General features: G+C 52.5%; 15 protein-coding genes. 6 read left to right on the top strand and 9 right to left on the bottom strand.

What is annotated here, in order from left to right; all coding sequences use genetic code 11:
- Window positions 1–225: 225 nt before the first annotated feature.
- The gene (locus FCN45_RS20820) at window positions 226–414 is read left to right on the top strand and encodes a YjfB family protein (protein ID WP_110867097.1); all 189 of its coding nucleotides are present in this window, start codon (window positions 226–228) and stop codon (window positions 412–414) included.
- Between the two features lie 110 nt (window positions 415–524).
- Here the strand turns inward: FCN45_RS20820 and FCN45_RS20815 are convergent, their stop codons facing one another.
- The 6 genes from FCN45_RS20815 to FCN45_RS20790 all read right to left on the bottom strand — a co-directional run bounded on the left by FCN45_RS20815 (window position 525) and on the right by FCN45_RS20790 (window position 7,488).
- The gene (locus FCN45_RS20815; RefSeq protein WP_110867098.1) at window positions 525–1,133 is read right to left on the bottom strand and encodes an SIS domain-containing protein; all 609 of its coding nucleotides are present in this window, start codon (window positions 1,131–1,133) and stop codon (window positions 525–527) included.
- Window positions 1,130–2,770, bottom strand: a complete 1,641-nt coding sequence (locus FCN45_RS20810; protein WP_137387102.1) for an FGGY-family carbohydrate kinase — start codon at window positions 2,768–2,770, stop codon at window positions 1,130–1,132. Before FCN45_RS20810 ends, FCN45_RS20815 begins: the two co-directional genes overlap by 4 nt.
- Window positions 2,771–2,798: 28 nt before the next feature.
- On the bottom strand, window positions 2,799–3,752 hold the full coding sequence (locus FCN45_RS20805) for an ABC transporter permease (protein ID WP_137387101.1): 954 nt from the start codon (window positions 3,750–3,752) through the stop codon (window positions 2,799–2,801).
- A 1-nt stretch (window position 3,753) separates the two neighbouring features.
- On the bottom strand, window positions 3,754–4,743 hold the full coding sequence (locus FCN45_RS20800; protein ID WP_101761228.1) for an ABC transporter permease: 990 nt from the start codon (window positions 4,741–4,743) through the stop codon (window positions 3,754–3,756).
- Window positions 4,736–6,256 (bottom strand): sugar ABC transporter ATP-binding protein, encoded by a 1,521-nt coding sequence (locus tag FCN45_RS20795; RefSeq protein ID WP_137387100.1) that lies wholly within the window; start codon window positions 6,254–6,256, stop codon window positions 4,736–4,738. Before FCN45_RS20795 ends, FCN45_RS20800 begins: the two co-directional genes overlap by 8 nt.
- A 245-nt stretch (window positions 6,257–6,501) precedes the next feature.
- Complete coding sequence (locus tag FCN45_RS20790; RefSeq protein WP_137387099.1) at window positions 6,502–7,488, bottom strand: autoinducer 2 ABC transporter substrate-binding protein; 987 nt, start codon at window positions 7,486–7,488, stop codon at window positions 6,502–6,504.
- A 639-nt stretch (window positions 7,489–8,127) separates the two neighbouring features.
- On the opposite strand from FCN45_RS20790, the gene FCN45_RS20785 reads away from it, so the two are divergent.
- Together FCN45_RS20785 and FCN45_RS20780 are read left to right on the top strand one after the other, a co-directional pair.
- A complete protein-coding gene (locus tag FCN45_RS20785; protein ID WP_137387098.1) occupies window positions 8,128–9,423 on the top strand; it encodes an MFS transporter in 1,296 nt (431 codons plus the stop codon).
- Between the two features lie 15 nt (window positions 9,424–9,438).
- Window positions 9,439–10,245: a substrate-binding domain-containing protein gene (locus FCN45_RS20780; protein WP_137387097.1), complete on the top strand. Its 807-nt coding sequence runs from the start codon at window positions 9,439–9,441 to the stop codon at window positions 10,243–10,245.
- Here FCN45_RS20780 and FCN45_RS20775 read toward each other — a convergent pair.
- The 3 genes from FCN45_RS20775 to FCN45_RS20765 form a co-directional block, all read right to left on the bottom strand.
- The gene (locus tag FCN45_RS20775; RefSeq protein WP_137387096.1) at window positions 10,184–11,119 is read right to left on the bottom strand and encodes a LysR family transcriptional regulator; all 936 of its coding nucleotides are present in this window, start codon (window positions 11,117–11,119) and stop codon (window positions 10,184–10,186) included. The two genes, FCN45_RS20780 and FCN45_RS20775, sit on opposite strands and share 62 nt — an antisense overlap.
- A 137-nt stretch (window positions 11,120–11,256) precedes the next feature.
- Window positions 11,257–12,048 carry a cytochrome c oxidase assembly protein gene (locus FCN45_RS20770; RefSeq protein WP_246862582.1) on the bottom strand — a complete coding sequence of 264 codons (792 nt, stop codon included), beginning with the start codon at window positions 12,046–12,048 and terminating at the stop codon, window positions 11,257–11,259.
- 12 nt (window positions 12,049–12,060) lie between these two features.
- Complete coding sequence (locus FCN45_RS20765; RefSeq protein ID WP_371419613.1) at window positions 12,061–12,537, bottom strand: DUF2243 domain-containing protein; 477 nt, start codon at window positions 12,535–12,537, stop codon at window positions 12,061–12,063.
- A gap of 240 nt (window positions 12,538–12,777) precedes the next feature.
- On the opposite strand from FCN45_RS20765, the gene FCN45_RS20760 reads away from it, so the two are divergent.
- From FCN45_RS20760 to FCN45_RS20750, 3 genes are all read left to right on the top strand, one after another.
- Window positions 12,778–13,392, top strand: a complete 615-nt coding sequence (locus FCN45_RS20760) for a TetR/AcrR family transcriptional regulator (RefSeq protein WP_137387095.1) — start codon at window positions 12,778–12,780, stop codon at window positions 13,390–13,392.
- 73 nt (window positions 13,393–13,465) lie between these two features.
- On the top strand, window positions 13,466–14,566 hold the full coding sequence (locus tag FCN45_RS20755; RefSeq protein WP_137387094.1) for an efflux RND transporter periplasmic adaptor subunit: 1,101 nt from the start codon (window positions 13,466–13,468) through the stop codon (window positions 14,564–14,566).
- Window positions 14,563–17,613 (top strand): efflux RND transporter permease subunit, encoded by a 3,051-nt coding sequence (locus FCN45_RS20750; RefSeq protein ID WP_137387093.1) that lies wholly within the window; start codon window positions 14,563–14,565, stop codon window positions 17,611–17,613. The genes FCN45_RS20755 and FCN45_RS20750 overlap by 4 nt, the downstream gene beginning before the upstream one ends.
- The last annotated feature ends 811 nt before the right edge of the window (window positions 17,614–18,424 follow it).

Here is an 18,424-nt window from a genome sequence, read left to right as displayed (position 1 = left end):
TTTCTGACCACGTCAGTACCGCTGTGGCTTTCAGACTCCTACAGCTGTGCTTTGTTGTGGTGCTGGCCTCGCAGACATTCATAATGCGGTGAGTGGCTTGAGGGGCGATTCTGCGGAATCGCCTTATGAATGAACGTTAAAGTAATGCGTGCAAATGCCGATAAGCCTTTCAGGCTTTTAAAAGCTGTTTTTGTACTCATTATTCGTATTAATCAGGAGAGCAAGATGGATGTATCACAAATTACATCACTGGCTACCGGCCTTGATAACATGGAACTGGCTAATAAAATAAGCACGTTAGTACTGAAGAAAACGTTAGATAATCAGCAATCGATGGCGAGCGGCATTCTGGATTCGATTCCTCAGTTGCCTGCAAACCCTGCAATTGGGCGCAACATTAATACCACTGCCTGAAGTCAGCATTAACGGTTTTATGGAGTGATGTCGATCGGGTATCACTCCCCAAATGATTAAGTAGTGTTGGCATGTTATTAGCGGAAGAAATTACAGGATGAAGGTGTCGATCACATATCCTGTTCGCGCAGTATTTTGCCGACATTTCCGCCCGGATGGACGTTGAGCAGCCGCTGTTGATCGAAGCCGTTACGCAGCATGATGTTACAGCACAGCGCATCGAACACCGCCAGCACCAGCATGATAGAAGTGGTAGCCAGCATATTAAGCGGGTCGATCTCCCGCTGGATATGCGTTTTCACCACCAGCGTAGCGGCGTCGGCAATCGCTGAGTCCAGGTTTTCCGTCACGCTGATGATAGCAACGCCTTTGGTTTTAAGCGTCGGCAGCAGGCGCGTCAGTTCTTCAGAATTACCGCCACGTGAAATCAGGATCATCAGGTCGTTGTTGCGCATAAATCCCAGGTCACCGTGGGCTGCATCGGTAGCGTTGAGGTACACTGCCGGTTGCTCGACGCATGCCAGCATGTGGGCGATTTTCCGCGCGGCAATGCCCGAGGTGCCAACACCGGTCACAACAATTTTACCGTGGCATCCGGTAACCAGCATCAGGAGCTGATGCCAGGTTTCGGCATCAAGATTACGTTGTAACGCCAGTAATTCCTCGCTATAGGTCTGCCAGGCCTGACATGCCTGAGTAAATTCTTCTTCCGCATTCATTCGGTTTTCCCCTGCATCAGGTCACGATATTTCATGCTGTCGTGATACATCTCGTGGAATACGCGGTATTTAAGATCGTAATACTCTTTGATTTTGTTGGTCTGTGGTGTGATGGTTTTACCAATACGGCTCATTGCAGCCATGGCTTCCGGCAGCGAATCATAGACACCCGCTGCAACGGTGCCCATCATGGCGCTGCCGAGCAACATCGCTTCACTCTCTTCCGGCAACAGCATTGCGCAGCCTGTCGCGTTGGAATGCTCCTGCACAAAAATCGGGTTTTTAGTGCCGCCACCACTCGCCATCATGGTATCAATGCAATAACCACTCTGGTTCATGGTTTCAATAATATGACGAGTGCCGAGCGCCAGCGCCTGAATGGTGGCGAGATAATGCAGCGCCATGTCTTCCGGCGTGCGAGACAATTTCAGGCCAGTCAACGTGCCCGTGAGTGTTGGATTGGCACGCGGTGAGCGGTTGCCGTGGAAATAGGGCAACATATGAATGTCTTTGGTCAGGAAAGCAATATTTTCTGGCTCACCCGCCATTTTGCGCAAAATACCATTCAGAATTTCATAAATCGTTTTGCCGCTGTCTTGTCCCTGTTTGAGTAAATCCTGATAACACGGGTGTGACTGAATGACATGATCAATTAACGCGCCGGTAGTCGATTGTCCGCCTTCATTCAGCCAGTAATCCGGCAGAATCGCCGAATAATATGGCCCCCAGATCCCACCGATATAGCGTGCGCTACGCGACATCGCCATATGAGCGGTGGACGTCCCGCCAATCAGCGCGATGCGATTATCGAAATCCGCTGATTCGCCGGATACGCCGCTGGCACCCAGAATGCCGAGGCTACCCGCGTGGGCATCAATAATGGAGACGCTGACCGCCGTACCGGCAATCAACCCCATTTCTGCAGCGGCGCGCTGAGTTAATCCATGCCCCAGCGGCTCACCCATGGTTTTTACTTCACTACCGATTTTCGACGCGTTGTTTTCCAGCAAATCTTCCAGACCGATCTGGCGGAAATAGCTCGAGTCCCAGCGGTCTTCGTGACCGATATAGGTCCATTTGCAGACGGTAGAGCACAACGAACGCGTGGTGTCCTGCGTGGCCCGCCAGGTAAGAAAATCAGGCAGGTCGAACAGATGCCCGACGTTGCTCCAGGTCGTCGGCATGTGTTGCTTCAGCCACAGCAGTTTTGGCGTCTGCATTTCTGGTGAGATGATTCCGCCAACAAATTCCAGCACGCGGTGGCCGGTGGCATTGATGCGTTCTGCCTGCGTGATAGCACGGTGATCCATCCATACAATAATGTTCTGCTCGCTTCGCCCGGACGGGCTGACGGTCAGCGGTTTACCTTCTTTATCCAGCACCACCAGCGAACAAGTGGCGTCAAAACCGATGCCTTTCACTTGAATAGGATTGATATCTGCCTGATTAACCGCGTCTTTTACGGCGTTACAGACAGACTGCCAAATCTCATCGGAAGACTGTTCGACGAAATCGGCTTTCGGGCGGTACAACGTGATCTCACGGCTGGCCTGGCCGACCATGCGGCCGGTCATATCGAAGACGCCTGCGCGGGCGCTGCCGGTTCCTACGTCTATTCCAACAAAATATGTCGCCATGTTTTTTCCCTTCGTAAAAATCTTTCGCTTATGATTTTCTGTTTTGCAGAGCGATAAACAGGATCAGGACGCAACCCCACAGCGCCATGGTCAGATAACTGCTGACGCCCATCAGGTTAAGGCCGCTCTCGAGCATTTGCAGGACGATCAACGCCAGCACCAGGCCGATGATCCGGCCAAACCCGCCGTCGGGATTAATTCCGCCAAGTACAGAAGCCAGAATGGTCACCAGCAAATAGGAGTCGCCATAGCCTGCTTTGGCCGAGTTGAATTTGGACATCATCAGCAGTGCCGCGCCCCATCCGAGCAGCGCGGAAAGCACATACACCGCGAGAGTAACTTTGTGGGTATTGACACCACTGAACCGCGTGGCCTGTTCGTTGGAACCCATCAGATAGAGGCTGCGTCCCAGCGTGGTATGTTCCAGTAACACCCACAACAGCAGCGCCACCAGCAGGAATAACAGCAGCGCAACCGGAATGCCGAGCAGGCTGCCGTTGCTGAGATATTGAATGGCTGCCGGGAAGCCGGAAATCACAGCACCATTGGTTAGCAGAATATTCAGCCCGCCAATCAGCGTCATGGTACCGAGGGTCGCCAGAATCGGCGAAACACCGATATAGGCGATCAGTGCGCCATTGAGCGCGCCAATGAGCACGGCGATGACCAGACCCGCGAGCATTGCCAGCGCGAAATATTCTGGCTGGTTCGGGTGCGCCACCAGAATGGCCGCCATCGCCAGCGAACAGGCATTGGCTCCGGCAATGACCGAAAGATTGATACCGCCGGTGAGCATGGTGATACCCATCCCCAGCGCCAGCATGCCCAGAATCGGTAATTGAGAGGAGATCGACTGGAAATTGCCGACGCTGTAAAAACTGCCGCCCAGCGTGAACGAGAACAGCACGGCAACGGCGACGATGATCAATAACTGCAAGCGGATGATGCGATCGCCCGGAAAGAAGCGGTTTAAGGTTGTCATGTCACATTCCCTTTGCCAGTTTGCGTTTTTCATTCCACGCGGTGCTGCTGATGCTGACCAGAATGATCACGCCGCTGAAAACCTGATGCCAGTAAGATGAAATGCTCAGCAAGGTCATACCATTTTGCAGGAAGGCCAGCAGCATTACCCCCAGAATGGTGCCGGTCAGCGAGCCACGGCCGCCGGTCATGCTGGTGCCGCCTAATACCACCGCCGCCAGCACCGTCAGCTCATAACCCAGCAGGGAATTAGGCGCGACAGACTGGGTGATTTGCGCCTGAACCACGGCCGCTATACCCGCCAGCAATCCCATAAATCCGTATACATAAAAATGCAGTCGCAGGATGTTCAGGCCCAGACGCGACGCAGCGTCACGGTTGCTGCCCATGGCATAAATCTGGCGCCCCACGCGTGTGCGGTTCATCAACACGCCGGTGGCGATGATCACGCCCAGCAAGCTAAGCAGCGGCAGAGTCAGGCCATAGTCGTAGCCGTCGGCGGCGGTAAAGGAGAACCAATTAATACCGTTCATAAACCAGTCGGGAAACCCGTATAACCAGGTGCCATTGGTGACATACACCAGCAGACCGTAAAACAGGTTTAACGTGGCAATGGTGATAATGATGGCCGGAACGCGTAGCCAGTACACCAGAAAACCGTTGACCAGCCCGAGCAGCAACCCGCTGCCCATCGACAGGGCAAATGCCAGTGGAAAGCTACCGCCGTGATGGATGATGTAACTGGCCATCACGTACTGACCGATTGAGGTGATGGCCGGGAAGGAGATGTCGATGCCCCCGGCAATTAACACCACAAACAGTCCACAGGCCAGAATGGCAAGAATGGCGTAGCTGGTGGCGACGTCAGTCAGGTTACCCAGGGTCATAAATTCACTGGTGCCGACGCTTAAGCCAATCACCAGCAGCAGAATCAGTAATCCCAGCCAGAATTCGTGCTGGGAAAACAGTTTCGACAGAGATTTATTATCCATTAATCACCTCCGCAATCTGCGCTTCGCTGCTTTGGTGCGGCGCGAATTCCGCTACCAGTTCGCCTTTGCGCATCACCAGCACGCGATGACTGTTGTAATAGGCTTCCGGAATTTCATCGCAAATCATCAGCACCGCCATGCCAGATTCCGCCAAATCGCGTGCGATGCGATAAATTCCCTCTTTGTTGGCAATATCTACGCCGACGGTCGGCGAATCGAGGATCAGAATATGGGGTCGCGTTGCTACCCATTTGGCGATGGCGATACGCTGCGCGTTACCGCCGGAAAGGGTTTTAACGGGTAACTGGCTATCCGAGACTTTGATGTTCAAATCGCGGATCAGGTCTCTCACCACCGCTGCGGCTTTCTGATGGTCCATTAATCCTGCGCTGGTGTGCAGCTTGTCGAAAATGGACACCAGCGTGTTGTCATAAATGGATTGTTCCATGATCAGACCCTGCGTCAGACGGTCTTCTGACACATAAGCAATGCCGTGACGGATGGCGTCGCGGTTACTGTGGAATTGCACCACATTGCCGTTAACGCGGATTTCTCCGCTATCTGGTTGGCTCATGCCGAACAGGCTCAGACAGAGTTCCGTCCGGCCCGAACCGAGCAGGCCAATAATCGAGGTGATTTCACCCTGGCGCAGCGCCAGTGAAATATTCTGATACTGACCTTTGCGGCTTAGTTGGCTGACTTCAAGGAGTGGCGTTACGTTAGCTGGCGCACGATGCGGCAGATGACTGTAGGTAAAACGTTGTCCGGTCATCAGGAATGCCAGTTCATTACTGTCGAGTTCGCTGGCCGGATAGGTGCCAACCAGTTTGCCGTCGCGCATCACGCTGATGCGATCGGCCACTTCCATCACCTCATCAAGACGGTGGCTGACAAACACCACGCAGATACCGGCGGATTTGAGCTCATTCACCACGCGCAATAGACCATTCACTTCAGTACGAGTCAGCGATGCGGTCGGTTCATCCATAATCACTAAACTGGCGTCAGCGGCGATAGCGCGGCATATGGCGACTAATTGGCGATCGGCGATCGACAGCTTTTCGACTTTACGATTTGGATCCAGAGAGACGCCGACCCGTTGCATCGCTGCCACCGCTTTTTTGCGCATTGCCTCGCGATGTACCCAAAAATCTCCGCCGGGTAAATAACGGTGAATGGCAATGTTTTCGGCTACCGACAGGTTGGGAAATAAAGACAAATCCTGATAAATAACCTGAATGCCGTAATACGAAGAGAGCTGGGGCGTAAGAGTATGAAATAGTTTTCCGTCCAGCGTAATGGCCGCGCCTTTTTCCGGCTGATAAACACCAGAAATGACTTTAATGATGGTACTTTTGCCACAGCCATTTTGACCAGCAAGGCAATGCACTTCGCCTTTATTTAACGTCAGGCTGACATTGTCTAATGCTAGTACGCCGGGAAATTTTTTGCTGATTCTTTCAAGGCTGATAAAGGCCTCATAAGGTGCAGGGGACGTATTAAGCGTATTCATCACCGATCCTTAAGCATATCCTTTGTAATTCCAGTGGGCATTGGCTGCGCAATTTAGAGCTAATCAATGGGTTATGTTTGCGCATTGGCCGTTTTGCCCTGCTGGAATTATTTAGGGTATAAATTTTCATGTCTGAGTCGAGATCTAAATACGGCACAACATACAACGCCGTATTTATTTCTCTTAGCCTGGTGTGGCGCTGGAGATAATCTGTCTCCGGAATATACCTGAATTAAAAAGCCTGATCAGAATCCAAGTGATTTCGCATTCTCTGGTGTCACTTCCAGAATTTTATTAAAGCGAATGACTTTTTTATCCATATCTACGTCGGCTTTCCCAAGCCCTTCGATAGTCAGATCTTTGGTGACTTCTTTACCCTGCAACAGCTGATCAGCAACCGTTACTAAGGCATAGCCGGCATCTTTCGGATCCCACAGCAGCGCTTTCTTAATATCACCGCGCATTAAATACGGAGCAGCTTGAGCGGGCATAGCGATACCAACAACGGCGATTTTATTTTTAGCGCGTTTCTGTTGAACCGCCTGACCCGCACCAATCGGGCCGAGCGAACCGAAACCGATAATCCCTTTCAGGTCGGGATAGGTCTTCATTAAATCCAACGTGGTGGAGTATGACTTATCAATATTTTCTGCCACCGGCAGGCGAGACGTTACTTCATGCATATTCGGGTACTTTTCTTTCTGATATTTGATCGCAGCATCCGCCCACGCGTTATGCAGCGGCACAGTCAGGGACCCGACATAAATGGCGTACCCTCCTTTGCTACCCATATCTTTTGCCAGTTCATCCATATTGGCTTCAGCATATTTCTGGCTGTCGATGGTTTCGATATCCCATTGACCAATTTGCTGGTCCGGCGATTCATGGGTTAATACCACGATGCCCTGGTCACGCGCTTTCTTTAATACCGGCTCCAATACTTTGGCATCGTTTGGCACCACGATGATGGCGTCGACTTTTTTAGCAATCAAATCTTCAATCACTTTGACTTGCTGAGCCGGGTCTGGAGTGGAGCCGCCGACTTGATAAGCGTTGACATCCAGTTTTTGCGCGGCTTCTTTCACGCCGACTTCCATGCGGGTAAACCATGGAATGCCGGTGACTTTGGCGACCACGGCAATATCGTAAGGCTTAGCGGCGAAAGAGGGTGTTGTGAATAACATGCATGCTGAAACCACACATGCACTGACTAATGCGAGGTTAAATTTCATTGCGATACCTTTCTTATGATGTTTTGCAGTAGGGAGCGGACGGTTGGTATTCAATTCACACTCAGAGATTAACTGAAGGAGACACCGGTTTTCGCATGATTGTGATCAAAATGTGAACAATGCCCAGTTTTGTTAAATTTAAAGATTAACTGTGTTAATAAAAAGTAAATAAACACTCCTCCCTTTCCCGGCATCCCGAATTTCAGAGGTGATGGGGTGTTTCTATTAACAATTTATTTCCAATAAAGTAACAAAAGAGAAATATTTGACCGCGTCGTATCTTTCTTGCAGCGAAGAAGGCGCTGCCAGAAATTTTATTTGTACGGAATGTGAACAGCAGCGCATTCCTGGCGATTTCAAGATTCCGAAAACGACGTTTCCCGACCGCCGTCATTTTCATCCTCACCGGATATGAGCCTTGTCACAAAATACGTATGACGTTTTTAGCCCTCAAAAAGTAACGCTAAGAAGTGAGGGGCTGTTAAAGGCCCGTTGCAGCTTGTTAATGAATTTGTTTACGCAGATTAATGCAGTAAACGCATCAACTCATGAGTTTATTGCGCTTATATAGTTTGTTTTGCTCATCCAGTCTGCAGAAGCAGGCGCTGTAAAAGCGCTAATGACAAACTGGAGATAAACATGCATTCCTCTAACCTACCCATGACGGCCCGAACCCGATGCAGTGCGATACTGCGGGTGACTTCTGGCAACTTTCTGGAACAATTCGATTTTTTCCTTTTCGGGTTTTATGCCACTTATATCGCCCATACTTTCTTTCCGGCCAGCAGTGAATTTGCTTCGCTGATGATGACCTTCGCGGTCTTTGGCGCGGGGTTTTTAATGCGTCCGGTCGGCGCAATTGTGCTTGGCGCGTATATTGATAAAGTCGGCAGACGTAAAGGGCTCATTGTTACCTTGTCGATCATGGCGGCGGGGACCTTCCTGATTGTTCTCATTCCGTCTTATCAAACGATTGGGCTCTGGGCACCCTTTTTAGTGCTATGTGGTCGCTTATTGCAAGGCTTCTCAGCGGGCGCAGAGTTAGGCGGCGTATCCGTTTATCTGGCAGAAATTGCCACGCCCGGCCGTAAAGGTTTTTACACCAGCTGGCAATCTGGCAGCCAGCAAGTGGCCATTATGGTGGCAGCGGCCATGGGCTTCGCACTGAATGCGTTCATGGAAGAAAGTACCCTTCGCGAGTGGGGATGGCGTTTGCCTTTCCTGTTCGGCTGCCTGATTGTTCCGTTCATTTTTGTTCTGCGCCGTAAACTGGAGGAGACCGAAGCGTTCACTGCTCGGCGCAACCACCTGGCGATGCGTGACGTGTTTAAAACGCTGTTAGCAAACTGGCAGGTGGTTATCGCCGGAATGTTGATGGTCGCCATGACCACCACCGCGTTTTATCTGATCACCGTATATGCCCCTACCTTTGGTAAAAAGGTGCTGATGCTGAGCGCTTCTGACAGCCTGCTGGTGACTCTGCTGGTTGCGGTATCAAACTTCTTCTGGCTACCGGTTGGGGGAGCCCTGTCAGACCGCTATGGCCGTAAGCCTGTATTGGTAACCATGGCGATGTTAGCGCTGATGACTGCCTATCCGGCACTTAACCTGCTTGCTGAAGCCCCCAGCTTTTCCATGATGCTGACAGTGCTGTTGTGGCTCTCCTTCCTTTACGGTCTGTATAACGGCGCCATGATCCCGGCATTAACCGAGATTATGCCGGTAGAGGTGCGAGTTGCAGGCTTCTCTCTGGCCTACAGTCTGGCTACGGCTATTTTTGGCGGATTTACGCCAGTCATTTCAACTGCACTGATTGAGTACACCGGCGATAAAGCTTCACCCGGCTACTGGATGAGCTTTGCTGCGATTTGTGCATTACTGGCCACCCTCTATTTATACCGTCGCAGCGCGTTATCACTTCAAACCGCTGGTTAGTTCAGGAATGACATCATGCAAAAAATACATCGTTCACTTCTTATTACGCTGTTAGTGAGTTCCGTTAGTTTTTCAGCGGCGGCCAAAGATGTCACCGTTATGATTTCGGGCGGATTTAAAGCGGCGCTGGAAAAACTGGCCCCACAATTTGAAGCAAAAAGCGGCGACAAGATCATTTTGATCTCTGGCCCCTCGATGGGGAGAACGCCTCAGGCGATTCCTGCGCGCCTGGCGCGCGGGGAGAAGGCGGATGTGGTGATTATGGTCGGTGATGCGCTGAAAAACCTGGAGAAGGATAACTGGCTTCAGCCGGGTTCGCGCGTTGAGCTAGCCGACTCTTCAATTGGTATGGTCGTTAAAGAAGGTGAGCCTAAACTAAATATTAAAACGGATGCAGATCTGCGTAATGCCCTTTTGCAGGCCAAATCTATTGCTTATTCTGACAGTGCCAGCGGCCGCTATGTCAGCAGCCAACTGTTTAAAAAACTGGGAATAGAAGACAAGGTAAAAACAAAAGCGCATAGGGTAGAGCGCATTCCGGTGGCATCCGAAGTGGCTAAAGGCACTTATGCCGTCGGTTTCCAACAAGTGAGTGAATTGCTACCTGTGCCGGGCGTCACCTTTGTGGGTGAACTGCCTGAAGATGTGCAATACGTTACCCGTTTTGCCGGTGCGGTGACCGCCAAAGCAACAAACGGGCAGGAGGGCAAAGCGTTACTGAACTTCCTCTCTTCGGCTGAGGCGCAAGATACTGTGCGCGCTACCGGATTGCGATCGGTGACGGCTGAACTGCCGGTGAAACAACACGATACTGTTCAGTGATCAACTTCTCTAACTCAGCTGCAATGTAGGATTGCATACGGCCACTGCGCCTAATCAGGCCAACCGTACGCTTTACCACCGGCTCAGTGAGTGAAAGGTGTGTGAGTACTGAATGCTCTGACATCGGCATCGACATAGCGGGTACGGCAGCCATGCCGATACCCGCTTCAACCATACCCAGCATGGTGGTTACATGACGGGTTTCGCAGATACTGGGGCGCTCAGGAACGATGTGATCCAGCATCTTATCAAGTAGATGGCGGTTACCGGAGGTCTTATCCAGCTCAATGTAATCCTGCTGATAAAACTCTCGCCAGGTCAGGTTTTTTTTATTGGCTAATGGATGATCCCGCCTGCAGGCCGCCACGTAGACATCGCTCGTCAAGGGTATAAATTCGATAGTGGTTTGCAGATCCCTGGCAAAACAGATGCCGAAGTCTGCCTGACCACTGGCTACTGCTTCAATGACGTTTCCAGCGCTACTATCAATGATTTTTACACGCACTCGTGGATAGCGTGTCTGGAAACAGCGGATAACATCGGGCATAAAATAGTAGGCTGCCGAGGGCACAGTGGCAACGGTGACCAGCCCTACACGATCCTGACTCACCTTATTAATATCTGCTAATACCAGTTCAACATTCGCCAGCAGCTGATCTGAGCGTTCAGCAAAGGTCCGTCCATACAGTGTCAACGTGACACGCCGGGTCGTTCTGTCGAACAACTTAATCCCTAACGCGGATTCCAGCTTTTCTATCCTACGACTCAATGCTGACTGTGAAAGGCAGATGGACTCAGCGGCAAGCCGAAAATTACTGTATTCAACCAGCGCACGGAAGGCATAAAGATCGTTAAGGTCAAAGTTTACAGGCATAGCAGCAGACAGTCCTTTGGAGCCAGCGGGTGTTCAAAGGGGCAATGATAGCCACATTATTGATTACGGTAACCACGTCTTACCTACAAATGTTATTACTTCTTAAGTTGGCAAATAATTTTGCCATGAAATGGTCATTATTTCCCCGCCAGCATTTCTGGCAGCATGCTGCGTTGCCGGAAAAACGCGGCAAAAAAGCCGATGATAATGCAAAACTCGGCAATATCTCCGCCGTAATACATCCACTGCGCAGCCTGCTGAATTTCTCCAGCGCTGGCTAAGGTTCCACGTGGATATCCGAAGCCGTACATCAACTTCGCGAGAATAGCGTGAGCGGCAGTAGCAAAAAAAATTGCCGCCAGACGCACAGTTCTCGATGGACGGTGAGGCGCGGGATCGGGCCCGGCAACAGACCAGGTAAACAGGTAGCCGGAGAGGACAAAATGCAGATGAAGGAAAATAAACAGGGCAGGAATGGCCATGCTCAACGCATATAACGGAGTGAGATAAAGAAGATACATCCCGCCAATATCCAGCGAAGCAGCGGTAAATGGATGGATTAAAAAGTGTATCGGGCGGGTGCGGAGAATAGTCATCATAGCGCGCGCCCACCGTGCGGATAGAGTGCGTAATATCAGTGAGCCGGGCGCCCCAAATACCAATCCGAGAGGTCCGAACATACCAAGTAACAGATGCTGCAACATATGACCGCGTAAGTCATGATGCGCCCAGTTAGCCAAAGGCGGCAGCATGGATGCCACGATCATGACGATGCCGGCGGTGAAGCTGGCCACGCGCCAGGCGCTCCAGTGGGCAACCCGGCGTAAACGGACAGCGGCGATCAAATAAAAAAAGAGAATGACAGCAGGAGCTATGACCAAAAGAATAAATAGCGCGACTGAATGGGGCATCGCCGCAGGATGCATCATGGAATCCACGGATTAAACTGCCGTTTTAGCGGATAGAGCAGACCGCGCGTGACGATAAATCAGCAAGCCTGCCACCAATAACAGCACAGCAGACAGATTCCAGATGAGGTCATAAAGCAGCACGTTATCAACATAGCGGATCTGATGCAGCCTGAGCAGCTTGTGATCAACAATTCCATCAAACAGTTGAAACGCAACCAACCCCACAATGAATCCTGCCCATGCTGCCGCGCGGTTGAGTTTTCCACGGCTTCGCAGGTCCGCAAACATGAAAAAACCAAGCACGAAAAGAATCAGCTCGCCTGCGTGCAATAATCCATCTGAAAGCAGGCTAAACGCGGGTGTGCCCCAGTCAAAGAAGTGATGCCAGGCCAGAATCTGATGAAATACCACTTCATCAATTGCCGCCATCATACCGATACCCAGTGGAAGGGTGGCTATGAATGAACGTTTCAGATCGGATTGAGGACTGGAATTCAAAGTTGGCACTACGCTCTCCGGGTAAAAGTTAAATTTCACTTAAGAAGCGTAGATGATAATTCCCGCAGCCCGGTCGGTTTACGCCAGCGTTATGTCGGGCAGGGCGCACGACATTACCGAAAGCGGTTTTTCAGAGATTCCGCTGAGATTGTGATGATAGCAATCAGGCCTTGAAGCGATGAGAAATTGTGACCAAAATATCCACTGGTCACTCATCGTTTACATCAGCTCACCGAGCAAAGTTGAAATATGACAGTGAAAAAAACTACCGCCGCCACGCGTGGGCCTTCCGATCACACCATCCGCGATCAGATTGTGGCTGCCGCCATGGAGTACTTTAGCCATTACGGCTTTGAGAAAACCACCGTATCCGATCTCGCGCGATCAATCGGCTTCTCCAAAGCCTACATTTACAAGTTTTTCGGTTCTAAGCAGGAAATCGGTGAAGTCATCTGCGCCAATTGCCTTACGGATATCACGGAAAGGCTGAACGCTGCGCTGGAGAAGTCACCTTCCGCCACGGAAAAAATAAAGCAGCTGTTTCAGACGCTTGCTGTGGCAGGCTGCGAGCTGTTTTTCCGCGAGCGTCGGCTGTATGACATCGCCGCCGCTTCCTCGCGTGAGCACTGGCCTGCTGCTGTGCAATATGAGGATTCCCTGCGTGAAATCGTGCTCGCCATCCTGCGCGCAGGACGCACTGCCGGGGAATTTGAGCGTAAAACGCCGCTGGATGAAACGGCCGCTGCCGTCTATCTGGTACTCAGACCTCTTGCCGATCCACTCCAATTGCAATCCTCACTTGATACGGCCGGAGAAGATGCAAGCCAATTGGCTGCATTAGTACTTAGAAGTCTCGCTTCGTAATTTGTGACCATTGACATAATTGGTCACTAGTCAGAGAATGGCGTCCTCATACTTTCTTTGAGTAAGGTAACCCATGCTCCGGCATCTCCCTTTGTTGTCTGTCGTCTGCCTGCTGCCGGTCATTCTGACTGGCTGCGGCGAACCTCTATCAGCCGCTGGCGATCCGCGCTCCCGGCCGCCACTCATCAGGACGGCGACCGTCGAGCCTGCGGCGGGTCAATCTCGCGTTTTTACCGGCATTGTGGCCGCACGTTTTCAAAGCGACCTGGGTTTTCGCGTGTCGGGCAAGGTGCTTGAGCGTCTGGTTGATAAGGGGCAAAGCGTCAAACGCGGCCAGCTGCTGATGAGGCTTGATCCGGCTGATCTCGCGCTGCAGGTCCGCGCTGCGGAGGGTGCGGTAAACGCCGCCCAGGCACGCGCGCGCCAGACCGGCGATGATGAGAAACGCTATCGTGGATTGGTGGGTTCTGGCGCGGTCTCTGCATCCTCTTACAGTCAAATTCGTGCAGCGGCAGATGCCGCGCGTGCCGATCTTAGCGCCGCGCAGGCGCAGGCACGCGTGGCGCTCAACGCCTCGCAATATGCCGTATTAAGTGCTGATGCCGATGGCGTGGTGGTGGATACGTTGGCCGACCCAGGCCAGGTGGTTAGCGCCGGTCAAACGGTTGTGCGCCTCGCCCGCGCCGGTCAGCGTGAGGCGATGGTCAGTCTGCCGGAGACTTTGCGCCCGCAGGTGGGATCGCCGGCCACAGCCATCCTGTATGGCAGTGGGATCGAGAATGATGCCAGGCTGCGCGAGTTGTCAGACTCGGCGGATGCAGCAACCCGCACCTACGAAGCACGCTATGTGCTGAGCGGTGCCGCAGCCGGTGCTCCACTGGGTTCAACCGTAACCCTGCGTATCCCGGAATCTGTGGCGACGCCAGAATCCTGGTCAGTACCGCTCAGTGCGGTGTGGGATGCGGGACGCGGTGCTGGCGTCTGGCTGGTGGAAGGCAAACCCGCCAAAGTCACCTGGCGGGCCGTGACGCTGCTCGGCATCAGCGACGACAGTGCGCGCGTGTCGGGTCCGCTTCAGAGCGGGGAACAGGTGGCCGCGCTGGGCGCACACCTGCTGCATGAAGGTGAAGACGTCCGCATCGGAACGCCTGGGTCGCGAGGAGCCACGCCATGAGCCGCAATCGCTTTAACCTCTCGGCGCTGGCGGTGCGTGAACGATCGGTCACGCTGTTCCTGATCATTCTCGTTACGGTCGCTGGCGTAGTGGCTTTTCTGGGTCTGGAAAGAGCGGAAGATCCCCCCTTTACCGTCAAACAGCTGACGGTGATCACCGCCTGGCCTGGCGCCACCGCGCAGGAGATGCAGGATCAGGTGGCCGAACCGCTGGAGAAGCGGCTGCAGGAGCTGAAGTGGTATGACCGCACCGAGACCTATACTCGTCCCGGAATGGCATACACCATGCTTTCCCTGCAGGACAGCACGCCGCCATCTGAAGTGCAGGAGCAGTTTTACCAGGCGCGCAAAAAACTCAATGATGAGGCACGCAATCTGCCAGCAGGTGTGATTGGGCCGATGGTTAACGACGAATTCTCGGATGTGGTTTTTGCCCTCTATGCACTGAAAGCAAAGGGTGAACCGCAGCGATTTCTGTCTCGTGATGCCGAAAAACTCCGTCAGCAGCTGCTACACGTTGCGGGCGTAAAAAAAGTCACCATTACCGGCGAGCAGGCAGAACGTATTTATGTCTCCTTTTCCAGCGATCGCCTCGCTACGCTGGGCATTACACCGGAACAGATATTTAACGCCCTGAACGGGCAAAATGCCCTGTCACCCGCCGGTTCGATACAAACGCGCGGGCCCGAGGTGTTTATCCGCCTCGACGGAGCGCTGGATACGCTCGAAAAAATCCGCAACACGCCGGTCGTCTCCGGTAATCACACGCTACGGCTTGTCGACGTGGCCAAGGTCGAACGTGGCTATGTCGATCCGCCCGATTTTCTCATCCGTAATGAGGGTGAACCTGCACTGATGTTGAGCGTGGTGATGAGGGAAGGCTGGAACGGTCTTGAGCTGGGTAAAGCGCTGGAACAAGAGGTCCGAAATATAAATAGCGACATGCCGCTGGGCATGACGCTCACCAACGTTTCCGACCAGGCGGTTAACATCAGTTCGGCTGTCGATGAGTTCATGGTGAAGTTCTTCGTGGCTCTGCTGGTGGTGATGGTGGTGTGCTTTGTCAGCATGGGCTGGCGCGTTGGCATCGTGGTTGCTGCCGCGGTTCCGCTGACGCTTGCCGTGGTATTTGTGGTGATGGCCGCCACGGGAAAAAACTTTGACCGCATCACGCTGGGTTCACTTATCCTCGCACTGGGTTTACTGGTTGATGACGCCATCATTGCGATAGAGATGATGGTGGTGAAAATGGAAGAGGGCTATGACCGCATCAAAGCATCGGCCTACGCCTGGAGCCATACAGCCGCGCCGATGCTGGCCGGCACGCTGGTAACCGCGATCGGCTTCATGCCCAACGGCTTTGCGCAGTCCACCGCTGGTGAATACACCAGCAATATGTTCTGGATCGTGGGGATTGCCCTGATTGCCTCGTGGGTGGTGGCAGTATTGTTTACCCCTTATCTGGGCGTGAAAATGCTGCCCGACATCAAGCCGGTAGTCGGTGGCCACGCGGCAATCTATAACACCCGCCACTACAATCGCTTTAGACGACTGCTAACCAAAGTCATCGCGCATAAGTGGTGGGTGGCAGGCGCGGTGATTAGCTGCTTTGTGCTGGCCATCATTGGCATGGGGCTGGTGAAAAAACAGTTCTTCCCAACCTCCGATCGTCCTGAGGTGCTGGTTGAAGTGCAAATGCCTTATGGCACTTCAATAGAGCAGACCAGCCAGACCACGGCGCGAATTGAGCACTGGCTGAAAAAGCAAAAAGAAACCCGCACCGTAACCGCATATATCGGGCAGGGCGCGCCGCGTTTCTATCTGGCGATGGCCCCGGAATTGCCGGATCCCTCTTTTGCCAAAATCGTGGTGCTGACCAACGGCGAGCACGATCGCGATGCGCTGAAGCAGCGTCTGCGAGAAGCGGCAGCAGATGGGCTCGCGCCTGAAGCGCAGGTGCGCGTCACGCAGCTGGTTTTCGGTCCCTATTCGCCTTATCCGGTTGCTTACCGGGTGATGGGTCCCGATCCAGACGTACTGCGCCAGCTGGCCGCGAAAGTGAAAGTACTGATGCAGGCCAGCCCGATGATGCGCACCGTCAACACCGACTGGGGTTCACGTGTGCCGGTAATGCACTTCAGGCTGGATCAGGATCGGCTGCAGGCGATGGGGCTGACGCCTGCCGGGGCGGCTCGTCAACTGCAGTTCCTGCTAAGCGGGGCATCGATCACGGCGATTCGTGAAGATATCCGATCTGTGGAAGTGGTTGGTCGTGCAGCCGGAGAGGTGCGCCTCGATCCCGCGCGCCTTGACGCTCTGACGCTAGCCGGAGCCGATGGGCAGCGCATTCCACTCTCGCAACTCGGTGAAATCGACATCCGCATGGAAGATCCGCTGCTGCGCCGCCGCGACAGAACGCCAACCATAACGGTGCGCGGCGATATTGCTGACGGATTGCAGCCACCGGATGTCTCAAGCGCGTTGAGCCGGGAACTTCAGCCATTAATCGCGTCACTGCCGCCGGGGTACCGTATTGAACAGGCGGGCTCGATTGAGGAGTCGGGTAAAGCGACTAAAGCGATGCTGCCGCTGTTCCCAATTATGATTGCCCTGACGCTGCTGATCATCATCCTGCAGGTGCGTTCCATGGCAGCGATGGTGATGGTTTTTCTGACCGCGCCGCTCGGGCTGGTGGGCGTTGTGCCCATGCTGCTGCTATTCCAGCAGCCCTTTGGCATCAATGCACTGGTTGGGCTGATCGCGCTGTCAGGGATTCTGATGCGTAATACGCTGATCCTGATTGGACAAATCCATCAGAATGAGCGGGAAGGCCACGAACCTTTCAAAGCTATCGTTGAGGCTACGGTGCAGCGCGCCCGGCCGGTTCTGCTGACAGCGCTAGCGGCGATTCTGGCATTTATTCCCCTGACGCACTCCGTGTTCTGGGGCACGCTGGCTTACACGCTGATTGGCGGGACGCTGGGCGGCACCATTATGACGCTGGTGTTTTTACCGGCGATGTATGCCATCTGGTTCCGTGTCAGGTAGGCTAATGCTGAAAAAAATCCCCGCCTGGAGCGGGGAAGGAAGTATGAACAATATGCAAAGACTCTCGCACGCTATGCGTGCTGTGTGTAACCTTCGTACCAAGTATGAAGCGATAAAAGAGTAGTAGCAGTATTTGACGCCTGCAACTCAGGTCCACAAATAAAAAATGAAAAGGCTCGGGCACGAGGCCTTTATCACTTCAATCATCACAGCAATGGTCTGGTAGAAAGTCCTGAAATCACTGCCTGGCTTCGTTTATCCTCGTCAGTAAAACCCGAGCGTTACTTATCAACGTGGTCTTTTAAAAATGAGAAATCGATTAATAAATGGCATTTATTTGGAATGGCCAAATAAAAATTATCAATATTCTTGATGATTGAGTTCATAAATAACCGAAGCGGTTTCAATTTGATAAAGATGCAATTTAAATGACTGTAATAGGAGCTAAAATAAAAAAATATAACCCGTGCATTTTTTTTAATCTCCTATAAATTGACCCAGCGGTACTCTCCGCACGTAACGAATGATGCTTTGCATCGCCTCTGAAAGCGTTAGAGATTTCCACTTTCAGAGGTCACTTTTTTCCTGCCATAAAAGTCCATTCCTTTTTACTTGCCCTGTCTCATATTAAATATTCATCAATTCACGCCAATAAAGCTGTACAACATTGCGATCATTGTATAAGTTTACTGCATGACGATCTGATTAAAATATGAACACGTGAGGTTTACTTGCAGCAGAACCCGGGTAGATGCCATTCAGTAAATGATATTGCAGCGTTTTTCAGCCGCAACTCTCTCTCTTCTCAACA

Origin of the sequence: Pantoea sp. SO10, from assembly GCF_005281435.1 — a bacterium.
GTDB lineage: Bacteria > Pseudomonadota > Gammaproteobacteria > Enterobacterales > Enterobacteriaceae > Pantoea > Pantoea leporis.
The sequence above is the reverse complement of the archived record's forward strand: the minus strand, read 5'-3'. Positions and strand labels throughout refer to the sequence as shown.